The sequence below is a fragment of the Mycolicibacterium mageritense genome (assembly GCF_010727475.1).
In the GTDB taxonomy this organism is placed as follows: domain Bacteria; phylum Actinomycetota; class Actinomycetes; order Mycobacteriales; family Mycobacteriaceae; genus Mycobacterium; species Mycobacterium mageritense.
In genome coordinates this window covers 5,735,237-5,756,094 of sequence record NZ_AP022567.1, presented here as the reverse complement: position 1 = coordinate 5,756,094, position 20,858 = coordinate 5,735,237, and the positions used below count along the sequence as shown (strand labels likewise).

General features: G+C 69.6%; 20 protein-coding genes. 4 read left to right on the top strand and 16 right to left on the bottom strand.

All coding sequences use genetic code 11. The annotated features are described in order from the left end of the window. Positions 1–8 precede the first annotated feature (8 nt). A complete protein-coding gene (locus G6N67_RS27695; RefSeq protein WP_036436925.1) occupies positions 9–830 on the top strand; it encodes an ABC transporter ATP-binding protein in 822 nt (273 codons plus the stop codon). Positions 831–927: 97 nt separating this feature from the next. Here G6N67_RS27695 and G6N67_RS27690 read toward each other — a convergent pair whose 3' ends face one another. Beyond that, positions 928–1,368 carry a MerR family transcriptional regulator gene (locus G6N67_RS27690; RefSeq protein WP_036436922.1) on the bottom strand — a complete coding sequence of 147 codons (441 nt, stop codon included), beginning with the start codon at positions 1,366–1,368 and terminating at the stop codon, positions 928–930. Positions 1,369–1,413: 45 nt separating this feature from the next. Here G6N67_RS27690 and G6N67_RS27685 point away from each other — a divergent pair, with 45 nt between their 5' ends. Beyond that, positions 1,414–2,025, top strand: coding sequence for a class I SAM-dependent methyltransferase (locus G6N67_RS27685; protein ID WP_036436919.1), 612 nt, complete (start codon positions 1,414–1,416; stop codon positions 2,023–2,025). A 76-nt stretch (positions 2,026–2,101) separates the two neighbouring features. On the opposite strand, the gene G6N67_RS27680 is transcribed toward G6N67_RS27685, so the two are convergent. The 7 genes from G6N67_RS27680 to rimP all read right to left on the bottom strand — a co-directional run bounded on the left by G6N67_RS27680 (position 2,102) and on the right by rimP (position 9,877). Continuing rightward, the gene (locus G6N67_RS27680; protein WP_036436917.1) at positions 2,102–3,448 is read right to left on the bottom strand and encodes an MATE family efflux transporter; all 1,347 of its coding nucleotides are present in this window, start codon (positions 3,446–3,448) and stop codon (positions 2,102–2,104) included. Continuing rightward, a complete protein-coding gene (locus tag G6N67_RS27675; RefSeq protein ID WP_036436914.1) occupies positions 3,441–4,421 on the bottom strand; it encodes a DHH family phosphoesterase in 981 nt (326 codons plus the stop codon). Before G6N67_RS27675 ends, G6N67_RS27680 begins: the two co-directional genes overlap by 8 nt. Further along, positions 4,414–4,929: a 30S ribosome-binding factor RbfA gene (gene rbfA / locus G6N67_RS27670; protein ID WP_036436911.1), complete on the bottom strand. Its 516-nt coding sequence runs from the start codon at positions 4,927–4,929 to the stop codon at positions 4,414–4,416. Before rbfA ends, G6N67_RS27675 begins: the two co-directional genes overlap by 8 nt. A gap of 31 nt (positions 4,930–4,960) precedes the next feature. After that, positions 4,961–7,774: a translation initiation factor IF-2 gene (gene infB / locus G6N67_RS27665; protein ID WP_163642320.1), complete on the bottom strand. Its 2,814-nt coding sequence runs from the start codon at positions 7,772–7,774 to the stop codon at positions 4,961–4,963. Between the two features lie 101 nt (positions 7,775–7,875). Then, positions 7,876–8,118, bottom strand: coding sequence for a DUF448 domain-containing protein (locus G6N67_RS27660; RefSeq protein ID WP_306666498.1), 243 nt, complete (start codon positions 8,116–8,118; stop codon positions 7,876–7,878). Positions 8,119–8,306: 188 nt separating this feature from the next. After that, positions 8,307–9,335, bottom strand: a complete 1,029-nt coding sequence (nusA, locus tag G6N67_RS27655; RefSeq protein WP_036436906.1) for a transcription termination factor NusA — start codon at positions 9,333–9,335, stop codon at positions 8,307–8,309. Then, the gene (rimP, locus tag G6N67_RS27650) at positions 9,332–9,877 is read right to left on the bottom strand and encodes a ribosome maturation factor RimP (protein WP_036436905.1); all 546 of its coding nucleotides are present in this window, start codon (positions 9,875–9,877) and stop codon (positions 9,332–9,334) included. The genes nusA and rimP overlap by 4 nt, the downstream gene beginning before the upstream one ends. A gap of 182 nt (positions 9,878–10,059) precedes the next feature. On the opposite strand from rimP, the gene G6N67_RS27645 reads away from it, so the two are divergent. Together G6N67_RS27645 and G6N67_RS27640 are read left to right on the top strand one after the other, a co-directional pair. Then, positions 10,060–10,581 (top strand): hypothetical protein, encoded by a 522-nt coding sequence (locus G6N67_RS27645; RefSeq protein ID WP_110798567.1) that lies wholly within the window; start codon positions 10,060–10,062, stop codon positions 10,579–10,581. After that, complete coding sequence (locus G6N67_RS27640; protein WP_036436904.1) at positions 10,578–11,039, top strand: ferritin-like domain-containing protein; 462 nt, start codon at positions 10,578–10,580, stop codon at positions 11,037–11,039. Before G6N67_RS27645 ends, G6N67_RS27640 begins: the two co-directional genes overlap by 4 nt. Positions 11,040–11,102: 63 nt before the next feature. On the opposite strand, the gene G6N67_RS27635 is transcribed toward G6N67_RS27640, so the two are convergent. The 8 genes from G6N67_RS27635 to G6N67_RS27600 all read right to left on the bottom strand — a co-directional run bounded on the left by G6N67_RS27635 (position 11,103) and on the right by G6N67_RS27600 (position 20,858). After that, a complete protein-coding gene (locus tag G6N67_RS27635) occupies positions 11,103–12,860 on the bottom strand; it encodes a proline--tRNA ligase (RefSeq protein ID WP_036436899.1) in 1,758 nt (585 codons plus the stop codon). Positions 12,861–12,883: 23 nt separating this feature from the next. Further along, entirely contained in the window at positions 12,884–13,552 is a 669-nt protein-coding gene (locus tag G6N67_RS27630; RefSeq protein WP_036436897.1) for a VOC family protein, read from the bottom strand. 3 nt (positions 13,553–13,555) lie between these two features. Further along, a complete protein-coding gene (locus G6N67_RS27625; RefSeq protein ID WP_036436895.1) occupies positions 13,556–15,148 on the bottom strand; it encodes an MFS transporter in 1,593 nt (530 codons plus the stop codon). Between the two features lie 33 nt (positions 15,149–15,181). After that, positions 15,182–16,396: a uroporphyrinogen-III C-methyltransferase gene (gene cobA, locus G6N67_RS27620; RefSeq protein ID WP_036436894.1), complete on the bottom strand. Its 1,215-nt coding sequence runs from the start codon at positions 16,394–16,396 to the stop codon at positions 15,182–15,184. After that, the gene (locus G6N67_RS27615; protein ID WP_036436892.1) at positions 16,393–17,766 is read right to left on the bottom strand and encodes a cobyrinic acid a,c-diamide synthase CobB; all 1,374 of its coding nucleotides are present in this window, start codon (positions 17,764–17,766) and stop codon (positions 16,393–16,395) included. The genes cobA and G6N67_RS27615 overlap by 4 nt, the downstream gene beginning before the upstream one ends. Before the next feature lie 133 nt (positions 17,767–17,899). Beyond that, entirely contained in the window at positions 17,900–18,514 is a 615-nt protein-coding gene (gene cobO / locus G6N67_RS27610) for a cob(I)yrinic acid a,c-diamide adenosyltransferase (RefSeq protein WP_036436890.1), read from the bottom strand. 11 nt (positions 18,515–18,525) lie between these two features. Continuing rightward, entirely contained in the window at positions 18,526–20,403 is a 1,878-nt protein-coding gene (locus G6N67_RS27605; RefSeq protein WP_036436887.1) for a magnesium chelatase subunit D family protein, read from the bottom strand. Continuing rightward, complete coding sequence (locus G6N67_RS27600) at positions 20,400–20,858, bottom strand: GNAT family N-acetyltransferase (RefSeq protein WP_036436883.1); 459 nt, start codon at positions 20,856–20,858, stop codon at positions 20,400–20,402. The genes G6N67_RS27605 and G6N67_RS27600 overlap by 4 nt, the downstream gene beginning before the upstream one ends.

The window sequence follows — 20,858 nt, the reverse complement described above, 5'->3', positions numbered from 1 at the left end:
TGACTGACATGACCACTGCCACGATCACTGCCCCGGGAACGACGGTGACGACCGAAGCCGCTGAAGCCATCGCCATCGAGAACCTCACGGTCAGGTTCACCTCCAAACGAGCCACTGTCACGGCCCTCGACGACATCGACCTGCGCGTGGCCGACGGTGAGTTCGTCTCGATCGCAGGCCCTTCCGGCTGCGGAAAGTCGACGCTGCTGAAGGTGGTCGCGGGTCTGACCGACTCGACCTCGGGCTCCGTGCGGCTTCGCGGACGACACGTGAAAGGGCCGCAGCGGGAGATCGGCTATGTGTTCCAACGGGCTGCGCTGCTCGAATGGCGTTCGGTACGCAAGAACATCCTGTTGCAGGCCGAGATGCGCGGCATGCCGAAGGCCGCCGCGGCCCGCCGGTGCGACCAGCTCATCGAGATGACGGGGTTGGCGGGATTCGAGAATGCGCTGCCGCACGAGCTGTCCGGCGGTATGCAGCAACGGGTTTCACTGTGCCGTGCACTGCTGCACGAGCCCGGTGTGCTCCTGATGGACGAGCCGTTCGGGGCGCTCGACGCGCTGACCCGCGAGAAGATGAACGTCGAACTGCACCGGATCTGGCGCGACACCGGCACCACGGTGGTGCTGGTCACGCACTCGGTCGCCGAAGCGGTGTACCTGGCCAACCGGGTGGTGGTGATGAGCCCCCGGCCGGGCCGGATCGTCGAGACACTCGACGTCGAGCTGCCTGCCGAACGGGATTACGCCGAGACCATGGAACGCCCGGAGTTCATCCGCGTGGCCAACCGCGTGCGCGATCTGCTGGGCAGTTCCAGCGCGGCCGACTGAGTCAACCCGCCCACCTCACACCGCGAGCGTGCGTGTTTGTCGCCCGGCACACCGTTGTCAGCCAACAGTTTGCGCACCCTCACGCGGGCATCGTCACTCAGTCGGCCGGCCAACCGGATCCCTGTTCGGCGCCGAGTTCCTCGACGCTCATCCCGTCGACGAGCCGGTCCAGCGCGCCCATCATCGTCGCGCACTCGCGGGCGGGGTGATCGGCCGGACAATTCAGGGAGTGGGTCAGAAACTGTTGCGCCCCTTGTGCTTGCGCGATCACCCGATCGAGCTCGGCGATCTGCTTGCGCACCGTCTCGCGCCACTGATCGCCCGGCGCGTCGAGCACCGCAGCCGCAGTCTCCAGCGGCAGGCCCAACCGGTGGAATATCTTGAGCAACGCGAGCCGGCGCAGCTCCTCGGGCCCGTACATCCGCTTGCCCGCCCGGCGCAGCCGCGGCGACACCAACCCGCGCTCGTCGTAGTACCGCAACGCCGAGGGCCTCATCTGTAGCCGCGCGGCGGCCTCGCCGATCGAGATCACATCCATGCCGATATTTGACTTCAACCCAAGTTGAACCGGCAAGGTCTACCCATGGGCTCCGTACGTGCGGTCAATCACCACGCCGACCACCCCGGATTCGCGGGGATCGGTGGTGTGCTGTGCGGGCTGCTCTTCCTCGTGGTGGGGCGGGCGAAGGCCAGGATGGCGGCCGACATCGCGGAGGTGTCGTCCGCAGACCATGTCGTCGATGTCGGATGCGGCCCCGGCACCGCGGCCCGCGTGGCCGCCCGCAGGGGCGCCCGGGTCACCGGTGTCGATCCGGCATCGACCATGCTCAGGGTCGCGCGCATGGTGACCCCGCGCAGGCTCGCCGTCACGTGGCGCGAAGGCACTGCCGAAGCCCTCCCGGTTGCCGACGGATCGGCGACCGTGGTGTGGGCGCTGGCCACCGTGCACCACTGGCAAGACGTCGGTGTGGCCGTCGGCGAGGCGCGCCGCGTGCTGGAGCCGGGCGGACGGTTGCTCGCGGTCGAGCGGCAGGTGGCGGCCGACGCCACCGGATTGGCCAGCCACGGCTGGACCGAGGAGCAGGCCGAGTCCTTCGCGGAGCTGTGTCGCCACGCGGGTTTCGACGACGTGACCGTGGCCCGGCGCGGCAGCGGCAAGCGGGCCGTGTGGGTGGTCGGCGGTACTCGCCACTGAACACCGCCGAAGGTGCGCAAAATGCTGGTGCCGACCGGCGTGTCGGGCAGCAGACTCGCACGCTCGCGCGGCTGGGTCAGCCGGTGCCGGCTACGAGCCAGCGCCCGGAGAACGCGCGCCAGCCGACGAAGACCAACCGCAGCACCATGAACGTGCTCAAGCCCGACCAGATGCCGAGCAGCCCCCAGCCGTAGATCAGCGACAACCAGATCAACGGCAGGAACCCGACCAACGCGCTGACCAGTGTCGCGTTGCGCATGAACTTCGCGTCGCCTGCGCCGAGCAGTACCCCGTCGAGCGCGAAAACGATTCCGGCGATCGGCAATTGAGCCACCAGGAACCACCATGGCACGCCGATCTCGTCGAGCACCGAACGGTCATCGGTGAACAACGCGGGCATGACGTCGGCCCCGACCGCGAACACCGCCGCCAGCACGACCGCGGCCACAGTCGAGAACACCGTCACGCGCCAGGCCACGACCTTGGCGTGGCCCAGTTCGCCCGCGCCCAACGCGGCACCGACGAGTGACTGCGCCGCGATGGCCAGCGAGTCGAGCACCAGCGCGAGGAAGCTCCACAGCTGCAGCACGACCTGATGCGCCGCGACCGCGGCCGCGCCGAAGCGGGCCGCCACCGCACCGGCCGAGACGAAGCACGCCTGAAACGCCATGGTGCGCAGCAGCAGATCCCGGCCCATCACCAGCTGGGCCCGCAGCACCGACGGGTGCAGACCCAGCGGAACCTTTTCCGACAACAGCGCCCAGATGAACATCGCCGCCGCGACCCACTGCCCCACCAGGTTGGCCACCGCGGAGCCCGCCAGCTCCAGCCGCGGCATTCCCAGCCAGCCGTACACCAGCAGCGGACATAGCACCGCCGAGACCGCGAATCCGGTCACGACGTAGCGCAGCGGACGCACGGTGTCCTGCACACCGCGCATCCAGCCGTTGCCGGCCAACGAGATGAGGATCGCGGGCGCTCCCAGGATCGCGATCCGCAGCCACGGCAACGCCGCCTCGGCGATCTCGCCGCCGCCGGAGATCACCGACAGCAGCGGCACCGCAACAGCCTGCACGACCGCGAGGATCAGCACACCGAGCAGCACTGCCAGCCAGGTGGCCTGGACGCCTTCGCCGACCGCCGCGGTCCGGTCCCCGGCACCGTAGAACCGCGCCGAGCGCGCCGTGGTTCCGTAGGACAAGAAGGTCAGCTGCGAACTGACGAGGCTGAGCACCAAACCGCCGATCGCCAGGCCGGCGAGGCTGAGCGCACCCAGCCGGCCGACGATCGCGATGTCGAATAACAGGTAGACGGGCTCGGCGGCCAGCACTCCCAGCGCGGGAAGCGCCAACGCGGCGATGCGCCGACTCGTCACGGGCGCGACGGGCCGGTCGCCTTCCGCGTCGAGGCCGAACTCAGCCAAGAGCGGCCTGCAACGCCTTCACCACGTCCCGGGCCGGACCCGTCGCGGAATAGCCTGCGGCCAGCCGGTGCCCACCGCCGCCGAACGACATCGCGACCTTCGACAGGTCGATGGACTTCGCCCGCATCGACACCGACCAGTGCTGCGGCTCGATCTCCTTGAACACCGCGGCGACCTCGGCCTGCTGGGTGGTGCGGACGATGTCGACGATGCTCTCGACCTCTTCGGGCCGGGCGCCGGACCACTCGGAGTGGGATACGACGACGTACACCAGGCCGCGGCCGTCGACGGCCTCGGGGCACAGCTCTGCCGAGGACAGCACCCGCGACAGCATCGGCAGCCACGCGAACGGATGGGTGTCGAGCAGGGTCCGGCTGATGGAGGCGTTGTCCACGCCCAATTCGACGAGCCGGGCCGCCAGCCGGTGTGCCCGTGCACTGGCCCACCGAAACGATCCGGTGTCGGTGGTCAGACCCGCATACAGGCAGTGCGCGACCTGACGGTCGATCGGCTTGTCCCACGCGTCGAGGATCTCGGCCACCAGCATCGTGGTGGAATCGGCCGACGGATCGACGTAGTTCGCCGACCCGAAGAGCCGGTTGGATGCGTGATGGTCGATGACCAGGACTGCGCGGCCGTCCTCGGCGAGCCCTCGAAGCGCGCCGAGCCGGTTGACGCTTGGAATGTCCACCGTGACAACGAGATCCGCGTCGTCACGCATCACGTCGGGCGAGACCAGCAGGTGCCCGCCGGGCAGGGACTGCAAGGACTCCGGCAGCTTCTCCGGCGCGGCGAACGCCACTTCGACGCTCTTGCCTGCGCCCTCGAGAACCTGGGCGAGCGCCAAGCCCGCACCGATGGTGTCGGCGTCGGGGTAGACGTGGCACACCACGCTGACGCTCGATGCCGCCGAGAGCAGATCGACGGCTCGGTGAGCGTCGACTCGCACGCCAGGAGCAGCGATGTCAGCCATCGAATCGGTCGTCACGAGTTCGGTAGTCACCGTCGTCCTCTGTGTCTGCCCCGTCGACAGGCCCGTTCGTGTCCTCCGCCCCGCTCACACGGTACGGGTCGGCGTCACCGGCGTGTGTGGCACCCTCCCGAACTCGGGCCAAATCGGCGTCGGCAGCCCGGGCGGCGGCCAGCAGCTCCTCCATGCGGTGCGCCGCATCGGGCACGGTGTCGCGGACGAACGCCAGGGTCGGGGTGAATCGCACCCCGGTCCCGGCGCCCACCTTGGTCCGCAGCACGCCCTTGGCCTTCTCCAACGCTGCCGCCGCACCGGCGTAATCCGGCTCGTCGTCCAGCGTCGGCCCCATCACCGTGTAGTACAGCGTGGCGTCGTGAAGGTCACCGGACACCTTCGCGTCGGTGATGGTCACACCCGCCAGGCGCGGATCCTTGATCTCGTACTCGATGGCCGAGGCGACGATCGTGGAGATCCGCTTGGCGAGTCGTTTCGCGCGTGCAGGGTCAACCACAATGCTCCTCACGCAAGCGTTCGTCGGCCACTTACGTACGCGCCTTCTCGACCAGCTCGTACGTCTCGATGATGTCGCCTTCCTTGATGTCCGAGTAGGTCAGCGTGAGACCGCACTCGTAACCCTCGCGGACCTCGGTGGCATCGTCCTTCTCACGCTTGAGCGACGACACCGTGAGGTTCTCGGCGACCACGACGTTGTCCCGCAGCAACCGGGCCTTGGCGTTGCGCCGCATGATCCCGGACTGCACGAGGCAGCCGGCGATGTTGCCGACCTTCGACGACCGGAAGATCGCCCGGATCTCGGCGCGGCCGAGCTCCTTCTCCTCGTAGACAGGCTTGAGCATGCCCTTGAGCGCGCTCTCGATGTCGTCGATGGCCTGGTAGATCACCGAGTAGTAGCGGATCTCCACACCCTCGCGGTTGGCCAGCTCGGTCGCCTTGCCCTCGGCGCGGACGTTGAACCCGATGATGATCGCGTCCGACGCCGATGCCAGGTTGACGTTGGTCTCGGTGACCCCACCGACGCCGCGGTCGATGACGCGCAGCTCCACCTCGTCGTCGACCTGGATGCCCATCAGGGCCTCCTCGAGGGCCTCGACGGTACCCGAGTTGTCGCCCTTGAGGATCAGGTTCAGCTGGCTGGTTTCCTTCAGCGCCGAATCGAGATCTTCCAGGCTGATCCGCTTGCGCGAACGGGCGGCCAACGCGTTGCGCTTGCGCGCGTTGCGCCGGTCGGCGATCTGGCGGGCGATGCGGTCCTCGTCGACGACCAGCAGGTTGTCGCCTGCGCCCGGCACCGACGTGAAGCCCACGACCTGCACCGGCCGCGATGGCAGCGCCTCTTCGACGTCCTCGCCGTGCTCGTCGACCATGCGGCGGACACGCCCGTAGGCGTCGCCGGCGACGATCGAGTCGCCGACCCGCAGGGTGCCGCGCTGGATGAGCACGGTGGCAACGGGACCACGGCCGCGGTCCAGGTGCGCCTCGATGGCCACGCCCTGGGCTTCCATGTCGGGATTGGCCCGCAGATCCAGGGCGGCATCGGCGGTCAGCAGCACCGCTTCGAGCAGCTGGTCGATGTTGGTGCCCTGCCGTGCCGAGATGTCGACGAACATGGTGTCGCCGCCGTAGTCCTCGGCCACCAGGTTGTACTCGGTGAGCTGAGCCCGGATCTTCTGCGGGTCCGCGCCTTCCTTGTCGATCTTGTTGACCGCGACCACGATCGGCACGTCAGCGGCCTGCGCGTGGTTGATCGCCTCGACCGTCTGCGGCATGACGCCGTCGTCGGCCGCGACCACCAGGATCGCGATGTCGGTGGCCTTGGCACCGCGGGCACGCATGGCGGTGAACGCCTCGTGACCCGGGGTGTCGATGAAGGTGATGGGCCGGACGTTGCCGTCGAGGTCCACCTCCACCTGGTAGGCGCCGATGTGCTGCGTGATGCCGCCGGCCTCGCCCTCCCGGACGTTGGCCTTACGGATCGTGTCGAGCAGTCGGGTCTTGCCGTGGTCGACGTGGCCCATGACGGTGACAACGGGTGGACGGACCTGCAGATCCTCTTCGCCGCCTTCGTCCTCGCCGTAGGTGAGGTCGAAGGATTCGAGCAGCTCGCGGTCCTCGTCCTCCGGGGACACGACCTGCACGACGTAGTTCATCTCGCTGCCGAGCAGCTCGAGCGTCTCGTCGCCGACCGACTGCGTCGCGGTGACCATCTCACCGAGGTTGAACAGCGCCTGCACCAGCGAGGCCGGGTTGGCGTTGATCTTGTCGGCGAAGTCGGACAGCGATGCGCCGCGGGCCAGCCGAATGGTCTCACCGTTGCCGTGCGGCAACCGCACGCCGCCGACGACCGGCGCCTGCATCGAGTCGTATTCCTGCCGCTTCTGCCGCTTGCTCTTGCGACCGCGCTTGGGAGCGCCGCCGGGACGACCGAAGGCACCTGCCGCGCCGCCGCGCTGGCCGGGACGGCCACCGCCGCCACCGCCCGGGCGGCCGCGGAAGCCACCGCCACCACCGGCCGCAGCACCGCCACCGCCACCGGCACCGCCGCCGCGGTAGTTACCGCCACCGCCGCCACCGGGACGACCGCCCTGTCCACCGGGACGGGGGCCACCGCCGGGACGCGGACCGGGGCGGGGGCCACCGCGACCCGGCGCGCCTGCACCCGCCGGACGCGGGGGCATGTTGCCGGGTGACGGACGTGGGCCACCGCCGGGCCGGGGTGCACCCGGACGCGGCTGGGGACGCGGGATGGGCCGCTCAGCAGGCTGCTGAGTGGAGAACGGGTTGTTGCCGACCCGCGGCGTACGGGGCGCGGGCTTCGGTGCGTTGGACGGGCCGGGCCGGGGACCGGGGGTGGCCCCCGGGGTCGGGCGCGGTGCCGGTGTCGCCGCGGGGGCACTCGGCGCCGCGGACGCCGCCGGGGCACTCGGGGCGGCCGGAGCCTGCGGAGCAGCCGGCTTCGGGGCCGCAGGCTTGGCCTGGGACGCGGCTGGTGCGGGCGCTGCGGGCTTGGCCGGAGCCGGCCGGGCAGCCGCCGGCGAGGGCGCCGACGCGGCCGGGGTCACCGGGCCGGGGGTCGCGGACGGCCGCGGAGCCGCCGGCGTGGCACCGCCACCGGGCTTTGCATCGGTTCGAGGCGCGGGACGCGCTGCGGGCTTGTTGTCGGACTTGGCCGCAGACTGCGTGCCGAACGTTTCGCGCAGCCGCCGCGCGACGGGCGCTTCCACCGTGGAAGACGCCGATTTGACGAACTCGCCCTGCTCCTTGAGCTTGGCGAGCAGCTCCTTGCTTGTGACACCGAGTTCCTTGGCCAACTCGTGTACACGGGCCTTACCTGCCACTACTTCTCCTCATCTGGAGGCAACAGCGGTGGTAGGCGCCGTGCCTCGGGTTAGCTATGACGCATGGTCATCGGGACTTCACGGTGTGCTCATGTTCTTCGCTACCTGTTCTCTTTACCGACGTGATCGGGCACTTCTTCGTTCTCTTCGTTCTCGAAGGTCTCGATGTACTCGACCACCGCGGACGTGTCCGGCGAACCGGCGATGCGCAGCGCTCGGGCGAATGCCCGCCGCCGGATTGCCACCTGTAGGCACTGCCGGTCGCGGTGCAACCAAGCACCACGCCCGGGAAGCCTTGCCGCTGGGTCAACGGAAACGACGTGCTGTCCGTTCCCGTCGCTCACGGCGACTACACGAAGCAATTCAGCGGCTGACTCTCGTTTCCGGCAGCCGACGCATGTCCGTACCGGCCCGACCGAATCGCCGGGGCTGGGTGGAGGCGCCGAAGCCGAAGTCTCGCGCTGGATCACGGCTGAGTCTACCGCCCCGCGGGGTGTGCTCCGAACCGCCGGTCGACGTGTCGATCGAGACGTCAGTCGCGGACCGCCCCGTGCGGCGCCTCGGAGTCCGACTGGGCCGCGGCATCGCTGCGGATATCGATGCGCCAACCGGTCAAGCGGGCCGCCAACCTGGCGTTTTGCCCTTCCTTGCCGATTGCCAGAGACAGCTGGAAGTCAGGCACCACCACGCGGGCCGCGCGCGCGGCCTCGTCGATCACCGATACCGACACGACCTTGGCCGGTGACAGCGCGTTGGCGACGAACCGGGCCGGATCCTCGTCGTAGTCGATGATGTCGATCTTCTCGCCCGACAGCTCGCTCATCACGTTGCGCACCCGCTGACCCATGGGCCCGATGCAGGCGCCTTTCGCGTTCAGCCCGGGCACCCGCGACGTGACGGCGATCTTGGACCGGTGGCCGGCCTCGCGGGCCACCGCGACGATCTCCACCGACCCGTCGGCGATCTCGGGCACTTCGAGCGAGAACAGCTTGCGCACCAGGTTCGGGTGCGTACGCGACAGGGTGATCAGCGGCTCGCGGGCTCCGCGGGTGACGCCGACGACGTAGCAGCGCAGGCGGTCGCCGTGTTCATAGCGTTCGCCGGGCACCTGCTCGGCGCTCGGGATCACACCTTCCGAGCCCTTGGTCTCACTGCCGATGCGCACCACGACCAGGCCGCGGGCATTGGCGCGCGCGTCACGCTGGATCACGCCTGCCACGATGTCGCCCTCGTGCGCCGAGAACTCGCCGTAGGTCTTCTCGTTCTCCGCGTCGCGCAACCGCTGCAGGATGACCTGTCTGGCGGTGGTCGCGGCGATCCGGCCGAAACCCTCGGGCGTGTCGTCCCACTCGTGCACGACGTTGCCGTCGGCGTCGGTCTGCCGCGCGATGACCTTGACGACACCCGTCTTGCGATCGATGTCGATGTAGGCATCGGGTTCGTGACCGTCGGTGTGCCGGTAGGCCGTCAGCAGCGCCGACTTGATGGTCTCGATGACCACGTCAACCGTGATGCCCTTGTCCGCCTCGATGGCATGCAGCGCCGCCATGTCGATGTTCATCGGTGGGCCCCCTTCCCAGATTCTCCGGCCAGTTCCAGTTCACGCCGGTTGGGCGGCGAAAACTCCACTTGGACAACGGCTTTGACAATGTCGGCGAGGGCGACCCGGCGGACCTCGAAATCCCGGGCGGACCTGACCACCACCTGTACCGACTCGGCGTCGGTCTCCCCCAGCCTGCCGGTGAGCGTCGAACCGTCGGCCAACGTCAGTTCTGCCTTGCGGGCGCGGTTCCGCCGGAAGTGCTTGGCCTCGGTCAACGGTCGATCGACACCGCGCGACGTGACCTCGAGCACGTACGGCGTGTCGCCGCGGTCGAGTTGATCGAGCAATTCGGATGCCGTCCGCGACAGTTCCGCAAGCGAATCCAGGTCGAGCCCCTGATCGCCGTCCGCTACCACGGTGACGCGCGGCGGCCGAGCGGCAGCGTCGATGACGACATCGTCGATTTCATAACCGGCGCGCGTGAACTCGCCGTCCAGCAGTTCGATCACCTGCTTCTGCGACGGTAAATCCGCAGACCGCAACTTCGGATCCGGTGCCACGGCGAGCTCCTCATCTTGAGTTGTCCGGACACGATTCAGAGGCGATGCCCCCTGGAATCGACTCTCCACGATACGCCAGGCCCGCCCCGGCAAGCGGCAATCCGGATTTGGCGCAGCGAATGTCCAGGCTCGCCCCCTGAGGCGGTTGACGCCCGGCAGGACGGGTTCGGAGCAATGGCAGGATGTTCCACGTGCCGCGCGCCCTACCGACCATGAGCCGGCGGCGTGCGTTGTTCTCGGCTGCGGCCCTGGCCCTGCTGGGCGCCACCGCAGCATGCGGGACAGCGCCACCACCGCCCGAATACACCGATCTGACCGCACAACTGGAGCGAGCCCGTGCCGACGCGTCCATGGCCAGCGACGCCGCCGCGGCCCTACCGCCCACGTCGAAGCAGCTGCGCGCGTTGACCGCGGTGGCCTCCGAGCGTTCGGCGCATGCCCAGGCGCTCTCGGACGAGCTGGCGCGGATCGCGGGTGACAAGGCCGAGGCGTGGGCCGCGACGACGACTTCGACGGCACCGTCGAACACCACGGCCCCGGCGCAGGCACCGACCGTCAAGGACGTCGGCAACGCGCTGCAACAGTCGGCGCACAGCGCAGCCGACCTGGCCGCCCGGCTGTCCGGCTACCGCGCCGGGCTGCTCGGTTCGATCGCGGCGTCGTGCACCGCGGCGCAGACCGTCGCGTTGGGCGGTGCGCAATGACCTCACCCGAACCGGCACGGCCCACCACGGCCGAGGACGGCGCCCTGTTCGACGCCGTGGCCACCGAGCACGGCATCATCTACGGCTACGGCCTGGTCTCCGCACATGCCACCGCCGAGGACAACGCCCTGGTGGCGGCAGCGATGGCCGAACACCGGGCCCGCCGCGAAGCCGCGATCGCGATGCTCGACCAACGCTCGGTGACCCCGCCGCTGCCCGCGGCCGGCTACCAGCTGCCGGCCCAGGTGACCGATCCCACCGATGCCGCCAACCTCGCGGTGCGCATGGAGCAGGATGCGGCCGTCGCCTGGCGCGCGGTACTCGAACAGGCGACCACGAGCGAGCTGCGCACCTTCGCCGTGACCGCCCTGACCGAAGCCGCGGTCACCGCGGCCAGGTGGAGCCAGATGCTCGACGTCTGGCCAGTCACCGTCGCGTTCCCGGGCGGCTCCGAATAACGCCGAGCAGACACTTCGGTACCCGAAAATGCGCGTTTCCGGGTACCTACGTGACTGTTCGCGCTAGGTGGTGAGGGCCGCCGAGATCGCCTCGACCGCGCCGTCCACCGGGATCTCCTGTTTTTCGCCGGTGAGCCGATTGCGCAGCTCGACCACACCGTCGGAGAAGCCGCGCCCGACCACGACGATCCAGGGCATGCCCAGCAGCTCGGCGTCCTTGAACTTCACGCCGGGTGAGGCCTTGCGGTCGTCGAACAGCACTTCGTGGCCGAGCCGGTCCAGGCCTGCCACCAGCTCGGTGGCGCCGGTGCGGGCCGCGTCGTCCTTGTTGGCCACCACGACGTGCACGTCGAACGGCGCCACCGACGCCGGCCAGCGCAGGCCGAGCTCGTCGTGCTGCTGTTCGGCGATCACCGCGACCAGTCGCGACACCCCGACACCGTAGGAGCCCATCGTCAACCGGACCGGCTTGCCGTCCTCGCCGAGCACATCGGCGGTGAACGCGTCGGCGTACTTGCGGCCCAGCTGGAAGATGTGGCCGATCTCGATGCCGCGCGCCGAGGTCAACACACCCGCGCCATCCGGCGACGGGTCGCCGTCGCGGACCTCGGCCGCCTCGATGGTGCCGTCGGCGGTGAAATCGCGGCCCATGACCAGGCCAACGACGTGCTTGTTGGGCGCGTCGGCGCCCGTGATCCAGGCCGTGCCGTCCACGATCCGCGGGTCGACGAGATAGCGAACCCCGTTCTCCAGCAACGCCTTCGGGCCTACGTAGCCCTTGACCAGGAAGGGGTTCTTGGCGAAGTCGGCCTCGTCGAGCAGCGCGAACTCGGCCGGTTCGAGCGCGGCGCCGAGGCGCTTCTCGTCGACCTCACGATCGCCGGGCACACCGATGCCGAGCAGTTCCCACTCGCCACCGGGTTCGCGGGTCTTGACCAGGATGTTCTTGAGCGTGTCGGCCGCGGTCACCGCGCGGTCCGAGAACTGCGGCAGGCCAGTGGAATTGGCCCACTCCACGAGGGTCGCGATGGTCGGGGTGTTTGGCGTGTCGTGGACGACCGCCTCGGGCTGCCCATCGATCGGCAGCGGCGCCGGTGCCCGCGTGATCACCGCCTCGACGTTGGCCGCGTAGCCGGAGTCCAGGCAGCGGACGAACGTGTCCTCTCCCACCTCACTCTCGGCGAGGAATTCCTCGGAAGCGCTGCCGCCCATCGCGCCGGATACGGCCGACACGATCACGTAGCGCACCCCCAGGCGCGCAAAGATGCGCTGATAGGCCTCACGGTGCGCGTGGTAGGCGTTCTTGAGGCCGTCGTCGTCGATGTCGAACGAATACGAGTCCTTCATGACGAACTCGCGACCACGCAGGATGCCGGCACGCGGTCGTGCCTCGTCGCGGTATTTGGTCTGGATCTGGTACAGGATGGCCGGAAAATCCTTGTAGGAGGAGTACTCCCCCTTGACCGTGAGTGTGAAGATCTCCTCGTGCGTCGGCCCGAGCAGATAGTCGTTGCCGCGCCGGTCCTGCAGCCGGAACAGGGTGTCGCCGTACTCGGTCCACCGATTGGTGGTCTCATAAGGCCCACGCGGCAGCAGCGCGGGCAACAGGATCTCCTGACCGCCGATGGCGTTCATCTCGTCGCGGACGATCTTCTCGATCCGGCGCAGCACCCGAAGGCCCAGTGGCAGCCAGCTGTAGATGCCTGGGCCGACCGGGCGGACGTAGCCGGCCCGGATCAGCAGCTTGTGGCTGGGCACCTCGGCGTCGGCGGGGTCGTCGCGCAGGGTGCGCAGGAACAGCTCTGACATTCGGGTGATCACAGCCGACAACCTTAGCGATGCGCTCAGTCGCGGCCCTGCCAGGTACAGATGCACGCCTCGTTGCCCTCGGCGTCGGCCAGCACCCAGAACGCCGGCGCGGCGTCGTCGCTGAGCAGGGTGCCGCCCGCGGCGAGCGCCGCCTCGATCCTCGCGGTGGCCACGTCATGCGGGACGTCGATGTCGAGGTGGATCCGATTGCGTTGCGGCCGTGGCGAATCCATTTGCTGAAACCAGATCGCGGGCCCACGGCCGAAGGGGTCGACCAGGCCCGCATTGAGGTCCGACGGGCCGGGTTCGTCCTCGTAGTCGGTGATGGCCTTCCAGAACGGCCGCACCGCGGCGATGTCGAGCGCGTCGATCGCGATCTCCACGGCCTGCACGGCCCCGCCTGTGGTCAGCTCGAATCCACGCGCGGCCAGCGCCTGCGAGAGCGCCTGCGCAAGCTCCAGATCACGCTCGGTGGCAGTGGCCGAATCGGCCGACCGCAGCCGCAGCACGGCGCGGTCGGCGCGGATGTCGATGGCGAGGTGGCGCGCCGCGTCGCGGCCCGCGGCCGCGACCGCGTGCGACGCAGCTGCCACAGCATCGGACATCGACGGCGCGAGCACCTCGGTGTAGATCGCGCCGAGCACCAGGCGCCAGCCGAGTGCGCCGACGGTGTCGGAGAGCTGCCGGCGCGTCAGAGGGCTCACGGCTCAGTCGACTTCGAGCTCTCCGGCATCGATCGCGTCCTTGACTTCCTGCGCGTGTGCCACCTGTTCGGACGAGTAGCCGATGAACAGCGCCGCACCGCCGACCAGGACCGCAACCGCCGCGACCCACAGCAGGCCGTAGGTGTAGCCCGCGTCGAGCGCGGCCAGCTGCGCCGGGTTCATCTCCTTGACCGGGCCGGTGATGCCTCCCAGGTACAGCGTGCGCGAGGTGATGACGGCCTGGATGATGGCCAGCACCAGCGGACCGCCCAGGTTCTGCAGCATGAGCGCGATGGCCGAGGCCGGGCCGATGCGGTCGAAGCCGACGCCCGCGATCGCGGCCAGCGTCAGCGGCACCACGATCATGCCGATGCCGATACCGCCGATGGTGATCGGCACCACGAGGTTGGGGAAGTACGGGATGCCCTGGTGCAGCGTCGAACCGTAGATCATCGATCCGAGAACCAGGATGCCGCCCGCGATCACGACGAGGCGGGGCTGGAAGAACCGCACGATCTGGGACGACGCACCGAGCCCGATGCCCATGCCGATCACGAACGGGATGAAGCCCACACCCGCGCGCAATGCGCTGTAGCCGAGGATGTCCTGCACGTACAGGCCGATCAGCACGGTCAGCGTGAACAGCACGCCGCCTGCCAGGAAGATGGCCGCGAACGTCGCGACGCGGTTGCGCTCGTGGAACAGATCGAACGGCACCACCGGGTTCTCCGCGTTGCGCTCGGCGATGAGAAACGCGATACCGAACACGGCAGCCGCCGCACCGGAGCCCAGCGTGATGGGCGACAGCCAGCCGCTCTCGGGGCCCTGGGTGAAAGCGAACACCGCGGCCGTGCAGGCCAGGGTCGCGAGCATCGCGCCCGCGGCGTCGAGCTTCATGCGCTCGCGGTTGGTCTCGCGCAGGGCCGTGCGGGCCAGGTAGAGCATCACGATGCCGATCGGCACGTTGACCAGGAAGGCCAGCCGCCACGACACCTCGGTCAACGCGCCGCCGACCACGAGACCCATGACCGAGCCGATGGCGGTCATGGCGCCGAACACCGCGGTGGCGAGGTTGCGCGCGGGCCCCTTCGGGAATGTCGTCGCGACCAGCGCGAGCCCGGTCGGCGAGGCGATGGCCGCACCGACGCCCTGCAGCAGCCGGGCGGTGACCATGGTGGCCTCGTTCCAGGCGATGCCGCACAGGATCGAGGCGATGGTGAACAGGGCGACGCCGACGATGAAGGTGCGCTTGCGGCCGATGGTGTCACCCAGCCGACCGCCGAGCAGCATGAGACCGCCGAACGTCAGGACATAGGCCGTGATGACCCAGCTGCGGCCGGCATCGGACAGGCCGAGCTCGTCCTGGATGCGCGGCAGCGCGACGATCGCGACGGTGCTGTCCATGGTGGCGAGCAGCTGCATACCGCCGATGGCGATGACCGCCGAAAGGAAGCCCCAGGACGGGAACCAGGAGGGCAGCCGCGCCGCGAGCCCCTCGCCTCGCCGGGCCGCACCTTGCACCGGAAGCCCCCGCTCTGCGTTGTCCTCTGCGCCTCGGTTGATTGCTGCGCGCTCTGCGTCATTGAGAGCCGTCATACCGGGCTACCTTACAGTAATCTTAAGAATCCTTTAACCGGCGAAGGTCGCCACCGGACCGATCACGATGATCGCGGGAGGTCGAATCCCCTCCTCGCGAATCCGCTCCGGCGCATCCCCGAGCGTGGCACGCAACGTTCGCTGAGCCATCGTGGTGCCGTGCTGCACCACCAGCACCGGCGTATCCGCAGGTCGGCCCCCTTCCCGCAGCACCTTGGCGAACAGCTCGATGCGCTCGACGGCCATCAGCAGCACGATCGTGCCGGTCATCGCGGCCAGTGCGTCCCAATTCACTAACGATTCGGGGTGCCCCGGCGCAACATGGCCGCTGACCACCACAAACTCGTGCGTCATGCCCCGGTGAGTGACCGGAACACCGGCCAGCGCAGGAACTGCTATGGCACTTGTCACACCCGGCACAACCGTGACGGGAACGCCCGCCTCGGCGCACGCCAGTACCTCTTCGTAGCCCCGCGCGAACACGAACGGATCGCCTCCTTTGAGGCGCACCACGAATTTGCCGGCGCGGGCCCGGTCGATCAGGACCTGGTTGATGGCGTCCTGGGCCATGGCCCGGCCGTACGGGATTTTTGCGGCGTCGATCACCTCGACGTGCGGGCCGAGCTCGGCGAGCAGATCCTGCGGTGCCAGCCGGTCGGCGACGACGACGTCGGCGCGGGCCAGCAGCCGGCGGCCCCGCACCGTGATCAGTTCCGGATCCCCGGGTCCGCCGCCGACGAGTGCCACCCCGGCGGCGGGTTCGTCGCCGGTCGACTCTTCGGTCAACAGTCCGCTCTGCAGCGCCTCGTGGATCGCCGAACGGATCGCCGCGGACCGACGATGGTCACCACCGGCGAGCACACCCACCGACAACCCGGCCCGGTCGAAGGTCGCGGGTGTCACCGCCGAACCTTCGCGCGCGATGTCGGCGCGCACGCAGAAGATGTGCCGCTCGTCGGCTTCGGCCACGATGGCGGCGTTGACCTCGGGATCATCGGTGGCCGCGATCGCGTACCAGGCGCCGTCGAGATCTCCGGCGCGGTAGTCCCGCAGGTGCAGCGTGATGCCGGGCTTCTCCTGAGCGAGCGCCTCCACCGCCGGGGTGGCACTCCGCGCGATGACGTGCACATCGGCGCCGTTGGCGATCAGCAATGGCAGTCGCCGTTGCGCGACGGTTCCACCGCCGACGACGACAACCTTTCTGCCGGACAGCCGCAGGCCGACGAGGTAGGCGTTCTCTGAGCTCACCCGCCGAGCTTAGTGCGTGCCGCAGCCGCGACGAACCGGGTGATGGCCCGAGGGTGCGCGGCGGGGTGGGTGTGCAGATAGCCGGCGTGCACACCGCGGTGCACCGCACCGTCCCGCACGCCCCGACCACCCGGCCCCGCGAACGCCCATGCCGGAGGGTGCCCGTCGGTGAACGTCACTGCGGTGCGGTGGAATTCGTGGCCGGTGACGCGTTCACCCGCGGCATGCAGCGACGAGTCGACGACCGCGACGGCGTCGCGGTAGCCCAGTGTGAGCCGTTCGGTGAACCGCGCCGAGCCCGCGAGCGCGCCGCACATCGGCACGCCGTCGAGATCGTCGACCAGATACGTCAGCCCGGCGCACTCCGCGTGCACCGGGGCGCCGCGGTGCGCCAGTTCTCTGATCTGGCGCCGCACAACGGTGTTGGCGGAAAGCTCGGCGGTGAACTGCTCGGGGAAGCCGCCGGGCAGCACCAGGGCGTCGGTGCCCGGCGGCAACGGATCGGCCAACGGGTCGAACTCGGCGACGCGGGCACCCGCGGCTCGCAGCAGTTCGCCGTGTTCGGTGTAGCCGAAGCTGAAGGCCTTGCCCGCTGCCAACGCCACGGTCACCTCGCCCGGCACCGGTTCGGTGGCGGGGCTCCACGCGGGAGCGCCGACCTGTGCACCGGCCACGGCCGCGACGGCCGCGAGGTCGACGTGGCGAGCCACCAGCGTGGTCATCGCGGCGACCGCGGCACGGGCCTGCCTGCCGTGCTCGACGGCGGTCACGAGCCCGAGATGCCGTGAGGGAACGGATAATTCGTCAGCCCTCGGGATCGCGCCGAGCACCCGGACGCCGGCGTGTTCGCAGCCCTGGCGCAGCACGGTCTCGTGCCGCGCGGAGCCGACCCGGTTGAGGATCACCCCGGCGATGTGCACGGCCGGGTCGAACGTCGCGAACCCGTGCAGCAGCGCGGCCACACTGTGACTCTGGCCCCGCGCGTCGACCACCAGGACCACCGGCGCGCCGAGCAGGCCAGCAACCTGCGCGGCCGACCCGCGGGGTGTGCCCGTCATCTGGTCGTCGATACGGCCGTCGAACAGGCCCATGACGCCTTCGACCACCGCGATGTCGGCGTCTGCCGTGCCGTGCCGGTACAGCGGGCCGATCAGATTCTCCCCCACCAGCACCGGGTCGAGGTTGCGGCCGGGGCGGCCCGCCGCGAGCGCGTGGTAGCCGGGGTCGATGAAATCCGGCCCCACCTTGAACGGCGCGACCGTGTGACCGGCGGTGCGCAGGGCACCGATGAGACCCGTTGCGACAGTGGTCTTCCCGCTGCCCGACGCCGGTGCGGCGATCACCACCGCCGGCGTGGTCGTGGAAGTCACGTCTTCCCGCGAGCAGTCTCTCGGCGAGCAGTCCCCCGCAAGCGGGAGGTGCCCCCAACGCAGGTACCCGGAAACCGCCGTTCAGGGGTACCGATGTGTCTGCTCGCGGGAGAAAGGTGCGCGCGGGAAAGGGTCACCACTCGATGCCCTTCTGACCCTTGCGGCCCACGTCCATAGGGTGCTTGATCTTGGTCATCTCCGTCACCAGGTCGGCGGCGTCGACGAGGCGTTGCGGCGCATCCCGGCCCGTGATCACCACATGTTGGGTGCCGGGGCGCGCGGTCAGCGTCGCCACCACGTCGTCGACGTCGACCCAACCCCACTTCAGCGGGTAGGTGAACTCGTCGAGCACATAGAAGTCGTGGCGCTCGTCGGCCAGCCTGCGCTTGATCTCCGCCCAGCCGTCGGCTGCGGCCGCGGCATGATCGACATCGCTGCCGTGCTTGCGGGTCCACGACCACCCCGAGCCCATCTTGTGCCACTCGACGGAACCGCCGGCACCGTGTTCGTCGTGCAGGCGGCCCAACTCGCGGAACACGGCCTCCTCGCCGACCTTCCACTTGGCGCTCTTGACGAACTGGAACACCGCGACACGGAATCCCTGATTCCACGCCCGCAGCGCCATGCCGAACGCGGCGGTCGACTTTCCCTTGCCCGCACCGGTGTGCACCGCCAGCAGTGGCGCGTTGCGCCGGGCTTTGGTGGTCAGCCCGTCGTCGGGGACGGTGAGCGGCTGCCCTTGTGGCATGGCGGTCCTCTCTACGCGGCGTCGGCCTGGGTCTTGACCAGCCTGGTGAGCCCGTCGGCGTGCAGCTGCTCGAGCCGCACCACCGGCGCACCGAGTTGCTCACCCAGCTGTCCGGCCAAACCCAGTCGCACGAAGGATGTTTCACAATCCACGACGACGGCCGCAGTCCCCTCGGCCACCAGCCGGGCCGCGGCAGTCCTGGTCCGGCCGAGCGGATCGGGGCCCCCGGTGGCACGGCCGTCGGTCAACACCACCAAAAGCGGCCGCCGCGCGCGGTCACGTGCCTTCTCACGCACGACCACGTCACGGGCCGTCAGGAGTCCTTGGGCCAGTGGGGTCTTGCCGCCGGTGTCGAAGCGGGCCAGCCGCCGGCCGGCGATGTGCACCGACGATGTCGGTGGCAGCAGCACCCGGGCGTCGTCGGCTCGGAACGTGATCACCGCGACCTTGTCCCGACGCTGATAGGCGTCACGCAACAGCGACAGCGTCGCGCCCGCGACCGCCGACATGCGGTCGCGGGCCGCCATCGAACCCGACGCGTCGACGACGAAGATCACCAGGTTGCCTTCGCGACCCTCGCGGATCGCGCGCCGGACGTCGTCGGGTTGTGGGCGCGGGCGGCCGGCATCCCGCTGCCGGCCCGCCGTGGCCAGCAGGGTGCCGAAGACGTGCAAGCCGTGCCCGGCACCGGGTTCGGCGGTTGCCCCGATGGGCGTGCCCGTGCGGTTGCGGGCCCGCGACCGTCGACCCGGCGCGCCCTCACCGATTCCCGGCACCACCAGGGCCTTGGTGCGGAACACCGCCGCAGGCGGCGCACTCTGCCGAGGTGCCGACGACTGCGAATTGCCCGGCGCGGCTTGCCCTTCCGTGGACAGCCCACCACCGTCACCGCCACCGGGTGGATCGGGATCCGGCTCCGGCTCGTCGTGTTCGGCGGACTCCCCCGCCTGCTGCATGGCCTGGTCGAGCCGCTCGGGGTCCAGCCCCGGATCGTCGAACGGATCACGCCGCCTGCGGTGCGGCAGCGCGAGTTCGGCCGCGACGCGGATGTCCTCTTCGTCGACGGTGATACTTCCCGTCGCTCCGCTCGCCCCGGTCGCGGCTCCACGCCACGCCGCGTGCGCCACCGCGGTACGTGCCACCACGAGGTCCGCCCGCATACCGTCCACATCGAACGCTGCGCACAGCGCCGCGATACGCCGTAACTCGTTGTCCGGCAAGATGACCGAGCCGACAAGCGCACGCGCCGCGGCTATCCGCCGGGAGACCTCGGCATCGGCCTCGGCGTAGCGACCGCCGAATCCCTCCGGGTCGGCTTCGTAGTCCATGCGCGACCGGATCACCTCGACCCGCACGTCGACGTCACGCGATGCCGCGACGTCCACGGTCAGGCCGAACCGGTCCAGCAATTGCGGACGCAGCTCGCCCTCTTCGGGATTCATGGTGCCGATCAGGACGAACCTGGCCTCGTGCGAATGCGATATGCCGTCGCGTTCCACGTGCACCCGGCCCATCGCGGCCGCGTCGAGCAGCACGTCGACCAGATGATCGTGCAGGAGGTTGACCTCGTCGACGTACAGCACGCCGCCGTGCGCGCGGGCCAGCAGGCCGGGCGAGAACGCGTGTTCGCCGTCGCGCAACACCTTCTGCAGGTCCAGTGAGCCGACGACGCGGTCCTCGGTGGCCCCGATGGGCAGCTCCACGAGCCGGGCCTCGTCGTCCACCTCGCGCAGCACCGCGGCCAGGCCCCGCACCGCCGTCGATTTCGCGGTGCCCTTCTCGCCGCGGATCAGCACCCCGCCGATCTCGGGGCGTACCGCGCACAACACCAGGGCCAGCCGTAGCCGGTCCTGCCCGACAAGCGCGCTGAACGGGTACTCGACCGTCACGAGGGACTCCCCGGCCGCACCATCGGCACGTGCGGGATGCCGTCGTCGAGAAACTCGTCACCGTCGCGGACGAAGCCGTGCTGGGCGTACATGTCCTCCAGATACGTCTGGGAATTGATGTGGCACGGATAGTCGCCGACCTCGGCCAGCGCGGCCTGCAGCAGTCGCGTGGTGTGGCCGCGCCCGCGTTCGCTGCGGTTGGTGCAGACCCGCCCGATGCGGAAGGCCTTCTCGCCGCCCGGATGTTCTTCCATGAGCCGCAGCGTGGAGATCACCTGACCGTCCGGGCCTTCCAGCCAGAAGTGCCGGGTCTCGGCGAGCAGGTCACGGCCGTCGAGCTCGGGATACGGGCAGGCCTGTTCGACGACGAACACCTCGACCCGCAGCTTGAGCAGCTCATAGAGCGTCGCCGCGTCGAGATCCTTGGCCCAGCTCCGACGCAGTGCGACCGTCAT

Coding starts and splice junctions, on each gene's coding strand:
- cobO (WP_036436890.1), bottom strand. CDS start 18,514: ATGCCACAAGGGCAGCCGCTCACCGTCCCCGACGACGGGCTGACCACC.
- G6N67_RS27640 (WP_036436904.1), top strand. CDS start 10,578: ATGACCTCACCCGAACCGGCACGGCCCACCACGGCCGAGGACGGCGCC.
- G6N67_RS27645 (WP_110798567.1), top strand. CDS start 10,060: ATGTTCCACGTGCCGCGCGCCCTACCGACCATGAGCCGGCGGCGTGCG.
- G6N67_RS27625 (WP_036436895.1), bottom strand. CDS start 15,148: ATGACGGCTCTCAATGACGCAGAGCGCGCAGCAATCAACCGAGGCGCA.
- nusA (WP_036436906.1), bottom strand. CDS start 9,335: ATGAACATCGACATGGCGGCGCTGCATGCCATCGAGGCGGACAAGGGC.
- G6N67_RS27690 (WP_036436922.1), bottom strand. CDS start 1,368: ATGGATGTGATCTCGATCGGCGAGGCCGCCGCGCGGCTACAGATGAGG.
- G6N67_RS27600 (WP_036436883.1), bottom strand. CDS start 20,858: ATGACGGTCGCACTGCGTCGGAGCTGGGCCAAGGATCTCGACGCGGCG.
- G6N67_RS27685 (WP_036436919.1), top strand. CDS start 1,414: ATGGGCTCCGTACGTGCGGTCAATCACCACGCCGACCACCCCGGATTC.
- G6N67_RS27675 (WP_036436914.1), bottom strand. CDS start 4,421: ATGGCTGACATCGCTGCTCCTGGCGTGCGAGTCGACGCTCACCGAGCC.
- G6N67_RS27695 (WP_036436925.1), top strand. CDS start 9: ATGACCACTGCCACGATCACTGCCCCGGGAACGACGGTGACGACCGAA.